Origin of the sequence: Pseudomonas sp. 22082 (genome assembly GCF_052046055.1) — a bacterium.
GTDB lineage: Bacteria > Pseudomonadota > Gammaproteobacteria > Pseudomonadales > Pseudomonadaceae > Aquipseudomonas > Aquipseudomonas pharyngis.
On the sequence record NZ_JBQEQB010000024.1, the window covers coordinates 113,059 to 120,514 of the forward strand.

The 7,456-nt window shown below is 61.4% G+C and carries 7 protein-coding genes; all 7 read left to right on the forward strand.

Annotation, left to right across the window (positions count from 1 at the left end; translation table 11 throughout):
- Nucleotides 1–164: 164 nt before the first annotated feature.
- The 7 genes from accD to ACTJK9_RS24495 all read left to right on the forward strand — a co-directional run bounded on the left by accD (nucleotide 165) and on the right by ACTJK9_RS24495 (nucleotide 7,306).
- Entirely contained in the window at nucleotides 165–1,085 is a 921-nt protein-coding gene (gene accD / locus ACTJK9_RS24465; RefSeq protein WP_064378840.1) for an acetyl-CoA carboxylase, carboxyltransferase subunit beta, read from the forward strand.
- Nucleotides 1,082–2,389 (forward strand): bifunctional tetrahydrofolate synthase/dihydrofolate synthase, encoded by a 1,308-nt coding sequence (gene folC / locus ACTJK9_RS24470; protein WP_440816850.1) that lies wholly within the window; start codon nucleotides 1,082–1,084, stop codon nucleotides 2,387–2,389. The genes accD and folC overlap by 4 nt, the downstream gene beginning before the upstream one ends.
- Nucleotides 2,373–3,035, forward strand: a complete 663-nt coding sequence (locus ACTJK9_RS24475; protein ID WP_440816853.1) for an SPOR domain-containing protein — start codon at nucleotides 2,373–2,375, stop codon at nucleotides 3,033–3,035. Before folC ends, ACTJK9_RS24475 begins: the two co-directional genes overlap by 17 nt.
- Before the next feature lie 98 nt (nucleotides 3,036–3,133).
- On the forward strand, nucleotides 3,134–3,694 hold the full coding sequence (locus tag ACTJK9_RS24480) for a CvpA family protein (protein WP_039771589.1): 561 nt from the start codon (nucleotides 3,134–3,136) through the stop codon (nucleotides 3,692–3,694).
- Between the two features lie 41 nt (nucleotides 3,695–3,735).
- Nucleotides 3,736–5,241 carry an amidophosphoribosyltransferase gene (gene purF / locus ACTJK9_RS24485; protein ID WP_007956466.1) on the forward strand — a complete coding sequence of 502 codons (1,506 nt, stop codon included), beginning with the start codon at nucleotides 3,736–3,738 and terminating at the stop codon, nucleotides 5,239–5,241.
- A gap of 80 nt (nucleotides 5,242–5,321) precedes the next feature.
- Complete coding sequence (locus ACTJK9_RS24490) at nucleotides 5,322–6,533, forward strand: O-succinylhomoserine sulfhydrylase (protein ID WP_064594841.1); 1,212 nt, start codon at nucleotides 5,322–5,324, stop codon at nucleotides 6,531–6,533.
- Nucleotides 6,530–7,306: an SDR family oxidoreductase gene (locus tag ACTJK9_RS24495; protein WP_041475192.1), complete on the forward strand. Its 777-nt coding sequence runs from the start codon at nucleotides 6,530–6,532 to the stop codon at nucleotides 7,304–7,306. Before ACTJK9_RS24490 ends, ACTJK9_RS24495 begins: the two co-directional genes overlap by 4 nt.
- The last annotated feature ends 150 nt before the right edge of the window (nucleotides 7,307–7,456 follow it).

Here is a 7,456-nt window from a genome sequence, read left to right on the forward strand (position 1 = left end):
ACAGCTCTGTAGAAAAGAGGCTGAGGGTCTTTTCGGGGTGTACGCAGGTCAGTTCCGCTGACCCGGCAGCCCGGACGATCATCGCCACACATGAATTTAGCTGAAGGGCATACGCGGGGCCGCGAACCAGAGCGTTCGGGCCGCCGGTACTGGAGAAAGAAAGCATGAGCAACTGGTTGGTAGACAAGCTGATCCCTTCGATCATGCGTTCCGAGGTCAAGAAGAGCTCGGTCCCTGAGGGTCTGTGGCACAAATGCCCGTCCTGCGAGGCTGTGCTGTATCGTCCGGAGCTGGAAAAGACCCTGGACGTTTGCCCTAAATGCAACCACCACATGCGCATCGGCGCACGGGCGCGCATCGACATCTTCCTGGACGCCGAAGGCCGTGCCGAACTGGGTGCTGACCTGGAGCCGGTTGACCGTCTGAAATTCCGTGACGGCAAGAAGTACAAGGACCGTCTGGTCGCTGCCCAGAAGCAGACCGGCGAGAAGGACGCACTGGTTTCCATGAGCGGCACCCTGCTGGGCATGCCTGTCGTGGTTTCGGCGTTCGAGTTCAGCTTCATGGGCGGTTCCATGGGCGCCATCGTCGGTGAGCGCTTCGTGCGCGCCGCCAACTATGCACTGGAAAACCGTTGCCCGATGGTCTGCTTCTCCGCCTCCGGTGGTGCGCGGATGCAGGAAGCCCTGATCTCTCTGATGCAGATGGCCAAGACCTCGGCGGTGCTGGCGCGTCTGCGTGAAGAAGGCATTCCGTTCATCTCCGTGCTGACCGACCCGGTCTACGGCGGCGTTTCCGCCAGTCTGGCGATGCTGGGCGACGTGATCGTTGGCGAGCCTAAAGCGCTGATCGGTTTCGCCGGTCCACGCGTGATCGAGCAGACCGTGCGTGAAAAACTGCCGGAAGGCTTCCAGCGCAGCGAGTTCCTGCTGGAGCACGGCGCCATCGATTTGATCATCGACCGTCGCGAACTGCGCCCGCGTCTGGGTAACCTGCTGGCGCAACTGACCGGCAAGCCGACGCCTAAATTCGTTGCTGCGCCGATCGAGCCGATCGTCGTTCCGCCGGTGCCTGCCAACGTATGACCGAGCGCACCCTTGGCGAGTGGCTCGCCTACCTTGAACAGTTGCATCCATCGGCCATCGACATGGGGCTGGAGCGTTCGCAACAGGTAGCGTCCCGCATGGGACTGGGCCAGCCGGCGCCACGGGTGATTACGGTCACCGGCACCAACGGCAAGGGTTCGACCTGCGCTTTCGTGGCTTCCTTGCTGCGGGCACAGGGCCTGAACGTCGGTGTCTACAATTCTCCGCACCTGCTGCGTTACAACGAGCGGGTGCAGCTCAATGGCGTCGAAGCCACTGATGCGCAGCTGTGCGAAGCCTTCGCGGCGGTCGAAGCGGGGCGCGGCGACACTTCCCTGACTTACTTCGAAATGGGCACCCTGGCGGCGTTCTGGCTGTTTCAACAGGCCGGGCTCGACGCGGTGGTGCTGGAAGTCGGGCTGGGCGGGCGTCTGGACACGGTCAACGTGGTCGATGCCGATATCGCGCTGGTCACCAGCATTGGTGTCGACCACGCCGAATACCTGGGCAATACCCGCGAATCCGTGGCCTTCGAGAAGGCCGGGATTTTCCGTCAGGGCAAACCTGCACTGTGCGGCGATCTGAATCCTCCACAACCCCTGCTGGACAAGGCGCACGAGCTTGCTTGCCAGTTCTTCCTGCGCGGGCGCGATTTTGATCTCGGCATCACTGATCAATTCTGGCAGTGGCGCGGCACTAATGCTGACGGTCAGGTCGTCGAGCTGCGTGATTTGCCGCTGCTTGATCTGCCGATGGAAAACGCCGCGTTGGCGTTGCAGGCTTATCTGCTGCTCGGTTTGCCATGGGAGGCCGGGCAGATTGTTGCGGCGCTGCAGGCAACTCGCGTGGTCGGTCGCCTCGATCGTCGCTCCTTCGAATGGAACGGCAAACGTCTGAACCTGCTGCTGGACGTTGGCCACAACCCGCATGCGGCGGAGTATCTGGCCCGGCGTCTGGCTGCTCGTCCACCGGTCGGCAAGCGTCTGGCGGTGTTCGGCCTGCTGGCGGACAAGGATCTGGACGGTGTCATCGGTGAGTTGAATGCCAGCGTCCAGCACTGGGCGGTGGCGCCACTGGATTCGCCACGTGCGCGTCCGGTGGATGAATTGAATCAGGCATTGCAGAACCTTGGCGCCTCGGTCACGTCTTATGACAGCGTGGCGGCCGCTCTGGAAGGGCAGTGTGCAGTGGCCACCAGCGACGACGAGATCTTGCTGTTCGGATCATTTTATTGTGTCGCCGAGGCCCTCGAATGGCTGTCTCGGCGCTCCACGGAGGAAGCGGCAAATGGCTTTGCTGGATAAAGCGTACAAGCAGCGCATGGTCGGTGCCCTGGTGCTGGTGGCGCTGGCGGTGATTTTCCTGCCGATGCTGTTTTCCCGTCAGGATGAACAGCGTCAGGTGACCGTCGAGGCGCCGACCGCGCCGCAAGCGCCCGCCGTGGCGCAGATCCAGATGGAAACCGTGGCGGTGCCCGAGCCGCAGGTTCTGCCGCAAGAGCCAGTGCCAAGCGATGACGAAGTCGCCGAGCAGGCTGTGCCAACGGCGCCGATTGCTTCCGCCGCGCCAGCCCAGGCTCCGGCGCCGGTAGCCAAACCGGTTGCGCCGGCTCCCGCTCCCGTGGCCAAGCCAACCACGGCTCCGGCGCAGCCGATCGCTGCGCTGTCTGCCAAACCGGATACCACTCAAAGCCGCGTCGATGCCAATGGCCTGTCGGTGAGTTGGTCGGTGCAACTGGCCAGCCTGTCGAGCCGTGCCAGCGCCGAAAGCCTGCAGAAAACCCTGCGCAGCCAGGGTTACAACGCTTACATCCGTTCGGCCGATGGCAAGAACCGGGTGTTCGTCGGCCCGCTGATCGAGCGCGCCGAAGCCGATCGTCTGCGCGATCTGTTGAGCCGCCAGCAGAACCTCAAGGGGTTTGTGGTGCGCTTCCAGCCTGAACGCGGCTGATATCTATCACTTCGATAGAAATGCACTGAAAATCGCAGCTTACCGACAGCCATGCGCTCTGCTAAAATGCGCCGCCTTATCCGTCTGTAGGCTGCACTGTGCCATTTACCTGGGTTGACTGGGCGATCGTTGCAATCATCGCCATCTCCGCTTTGATCAGTTTGAGCCGCGGCTTCGTCAAAGAAGCATTGTCGCTGGTGACCTGGATCATCGCAGGAGCTGTTGCCTGGATGTTCGGTGGCTCACTGTCCGAGTACCTCGCCGGATACATCGAAACACCGTCGGCTCGCGTGATCGCGGGCTGTGCCATCATGTTTGTCGCCACACTGATCGTGGGCGCAATGATCAATTATCTTATCGGCGAGTTGGTTCGCGTCACCGGGTTGTCCGGGACCGATCGATTCCTCGGCATGGCCTTCGGCGCTGCGCGTGGCGTGTTGCTGGTGGTCGTGGCGGTCGGGCTGTTGAGCCTGGGGCCGGTACAGCAGGACGGGTGGTGGAAAGAATCACAGCTCGTGCCAAAGTTTCTATTGGTCGCAGACTGGTCCAAGAACCTGATTCTCGGGTGGAGCAGTCAGTGGCTTGCCAGCGGAATCAGCGTACCCGCTGATATTCCGTTCAAGGAGCAACTCTTGCCGTCGGCCAAAACGCCTCAGTGAGTGTTGTTCAGTTCAGATCCATTAAGTAGGGGTTGCGTCGCATGTGTGGCATCGTCGGTATCGTCGGTAAGTCGAACGTCAATCAGGCGCTGTATGACGCGCTAACCGTGCTCCAGCACCGCGGCCAGGACGCTGCCGGTATCGTGACCAGCCATGATGGCCGGTTGTTCTTGCGCAAGGACAATGGCCTGGTGCGTGACGTGTTTCAACAGCGTCACATGCAGCGCCTGGTCGGCCACATGGGTATCGGCCACGTCCGTTACCCGACTGCCGGCAGCTCGACGTCGGCCGAGGCTCAGCCGTTCTACGTCAACTCGCCGTACGGCATCACCCTGGCGCACAACGGTAACCTGACCAACGTTGAACAGTTGGCCAAAGAGATCTACGAATCCGATCTGCGTCACGTCAACACCAGCTCCGACTCGGAAGTGCTGCTCAACGTGTTCGCTCACGAGCTGGCCCAGCGCGGCAAGCTGCAACCGACCGAAGAAGACGTGTTTGCCGCCGTGACCGACGTACATAACCGTTGCGTCGGTGGCTACGCTGTCGTGGCGATGGTGACCGGTTACGGCATCGTCGGCTTCCGTGACCCGCACGGCATCCGCCCGATCGTGTTCGGCCAGCGTCACACCGACGAAGGCGTCGAGTACATGATCGCCTCCGAAAGTGTTTCGCTGGATGTGCTCGGCTTCACCCTGATCCGCGACCTGGCGCCGGGCGAAGCGGTCTACATCACTGAAGACGGCAAGCTGCACACCCGTCAGTGCGCGACCAACCCGTCCCTGACCCCGTGCATCTTCGAACACGTCTACCTGGCGCGTCCGGATTCGATCATCGACGGCGTGTCGGTCTACAAGGCCCGTCTGCGCATGGGTGAGAAGCTGGCCGAGAAGATCCTGCGCGAGCGTCCAGAGCACGACATCGACGTGGTCATCCCGATTCCGGACACCAGCCGCACTGCCGCGCTGGAGCTGGCCAACCATCTGGGCGTGAAATTCCGCGAAGGCTTCGTCAAGAACCGCTACATCGGTCGTACCTTCATCATGCCCGGCCAGGCCGCGCGCAAGAAATCGGTACGTCAGAAGCTCAACGCCATCGAGCTGGAATTCCGCGGCAAGAACGTGATGCTGGTCGACGACTCGATCGTACGTGGCACCACCTGCAAGCAGATCATCCAGATGGCCCGCGAAGCCGGCGCGAAAAACGTCTACTTCTGCTCGGCGGCTCCGGCTGTGCGCTTCCCGAACGTGTACGGCATCGACATGCCGAGCGCTCACGAGCTGATCGCGCACAACCGTTCGACCCAGGACGTGGCCGACCTGATCGGCGCTGACTGGCTGATCTATCAGGACCTGCCTGACTTGATCGAAGCGGTCGGCGGCGGCAAGATCAAGATCGAAAACTTCGATTGCGCAGTGTTTGACGGCAAGTACGTCACCGGCGACGTCGACGAGGCTTACCTGAACAAGATCGAACAGGCACGCAACGATGCCTCGAAGGTCAAGACCCAGGCGGTCAGTGCGATCATCGATCTGTACAACAACTGAGTTTCAACCGGCCCCTAGGGGCCGGTTTTGTATCTGGCAAAAGACTTTTATTTATCGAGAACAGGGCAAGGAGTGACAGCATGAGTCAGGAATGGGATGCCGGTCGGCTGGACAGCGACCTCGAAGGCGTAGCGTTCGATACCCTGGCCGTACGTGCCGGTCAGCACCGTACGCCGGAAGGCGAGCACGGTGATCCGATGTTCTTCACTTCCAGCTACGTGTTCCGTACCGCCGCTGACGCCGCCGCACGGTTTGCCGGGGAAGTGCCGGGCAACGTTTACTCGCGTTATACCAACCCGACCGTGCGCGCCTTCGAAGAGCGCATCGCCGCGCTGGAAAGCGCCGAGCAGGCGGTGGCCACGGCCACCGGCATGGCCGCGATCATGGCGGTGGTGATGAGTCTGTGCAGCGCCGGCGATCATGTGCTGGTGTCGCGCAGCGTGTTCGGTTCGACCATCAGTCTGTTCGAGAAGTACTTCAAGCGTTTTGGCGTGGAAGTCGATTACGTGCCGCTGGCCGATCTGTCGGCCTGGGACGCAGCGATCAAGTCCAACACCAAATTGCTGTTCGTCGAGTCGCCGTCCAATCCGTTGGCTGAGCTGGTAGATATCACCGCGCTGTCGGAAATCGCGCACGCCAAGGGTGCGATGCTGGTAGTCGACAACTGCTTCTGCACGCCGGCGTTGCAGCAGCCGCTGAAATTAGGCGCAGACATCGTTGTGCATTCGGCCACCAAGTTCATCGATGGTCAGGGCCGTTGCATGGGCGGTGTGGTTGCCGGTCGCAGCGAACAGATGAAAGAAATCGTCGGTTTCCTGCGTACCGCCGGGCCGACCCTGAGCCCGTTCAACGCCTGGATCTTCCTCAAGGGTCTGGAAACCCTGAACCTGCGGATGAAGGCGCATTGCGCCAACGCCCAGCAACTGGCCGAATGGCTGGAGCAGCAGGACGGCATCGAGAAGGTGCATTACGCCGGTCTCAAGAGCCATCCGCAGCACGAGCTGGCTCAGCGTCAGCAGAAAGGCTTCGGCGCGGTGGTGAGCTTTGAGGTGAAGGGCGGAAAAGAGGGCGCCTGGCGCTTCATCGATGCGACCCGTTTGATCTCGATCACCGCTAATCTGGGTGACAGCAAAACCACCATCACCCACCCGAGCACTACGTCCCACGGCCGTCTGGCGCCCCAGGAGCGCGAGGCTGCCGGCATTCGTGACAGCCTGATCCGCATCGCGGTCGGTCTGGAAGACGTGGCTGACCTGCAAGCCGATCTGTCGCGCGGTCTGGCGGCGTTGTGATCGAGTTGTCTACGCCGAAGATCGGCACCCATGGCCGCGTTGCATTGGTCACGGGTGCTGCGCGCGGGATCGGTCTGGGCATCGCTGCGTGGTTGATCAGCGAAGGCTGGCAGGTGGTATTGACCGACCTTGATCGTGTCCGTGGTTCGAAAGTGGCGAAGGTGCTGGGCGAGAACGCCTGGTTCATCGCCATGGACGTCGCGGACGAAAGCCAGGTGGCGCTCGGTGTCGCTGAGGTGCTGGGACAATTCGGTCGTCTGGATGCGCTGGTGTGCAACGCTGCCGTGGCCGATCCGCACAACATCACGCTGGAAAGTCTCGATCTGGCTTACTGGAATCGGGTGTTGGCGGTGAACCTCGGTGGGCCGATGTTGCTGGCCAAGCACTGCGCGCCGTATCTGCGTGCGCACAACGGGGCAATCGTCAATCTGGCCTCGACCCGTGCGGCGCAGTCGGAACCTGATACGGAGGCGTACGCGGCGAGCAAGGGTGGCTTGCTGGCTTTGACTCACGCACTGGCGATCAGTCTCGGGCCGGAGATTCGCGTCAATGCGGTCAGTCCGGGCTGGATCGATGCGCGGGATCCATCCGCCCGGCGCGCGGAACCGCTGACCGATACCGATCATGCCCAGCATCCTGCGGGCAGGGTAGGGACGGTCGAGGATGTGGCAGCGATGGTGGCGTGGTTGCTGTCGAAGAATGCAGGGTTTGTGACGGGGCAGGAATTCGTGGTCGATGGCGGTATGACCAAGAAGATGATTTATACGGAATGAAGCAATTTCGTCTTTTTTAGAAAAACTTCAATCCTGCTATTGACTTAGGTTCGCTACCTGCGTAAATTTCGCGGCCTCGGAGATGCAAACGGGTGATTAGCTCAGCTGGGAGAGCGTCTGCCTTACAAGCAGAATGTCGGCGGTTCGATC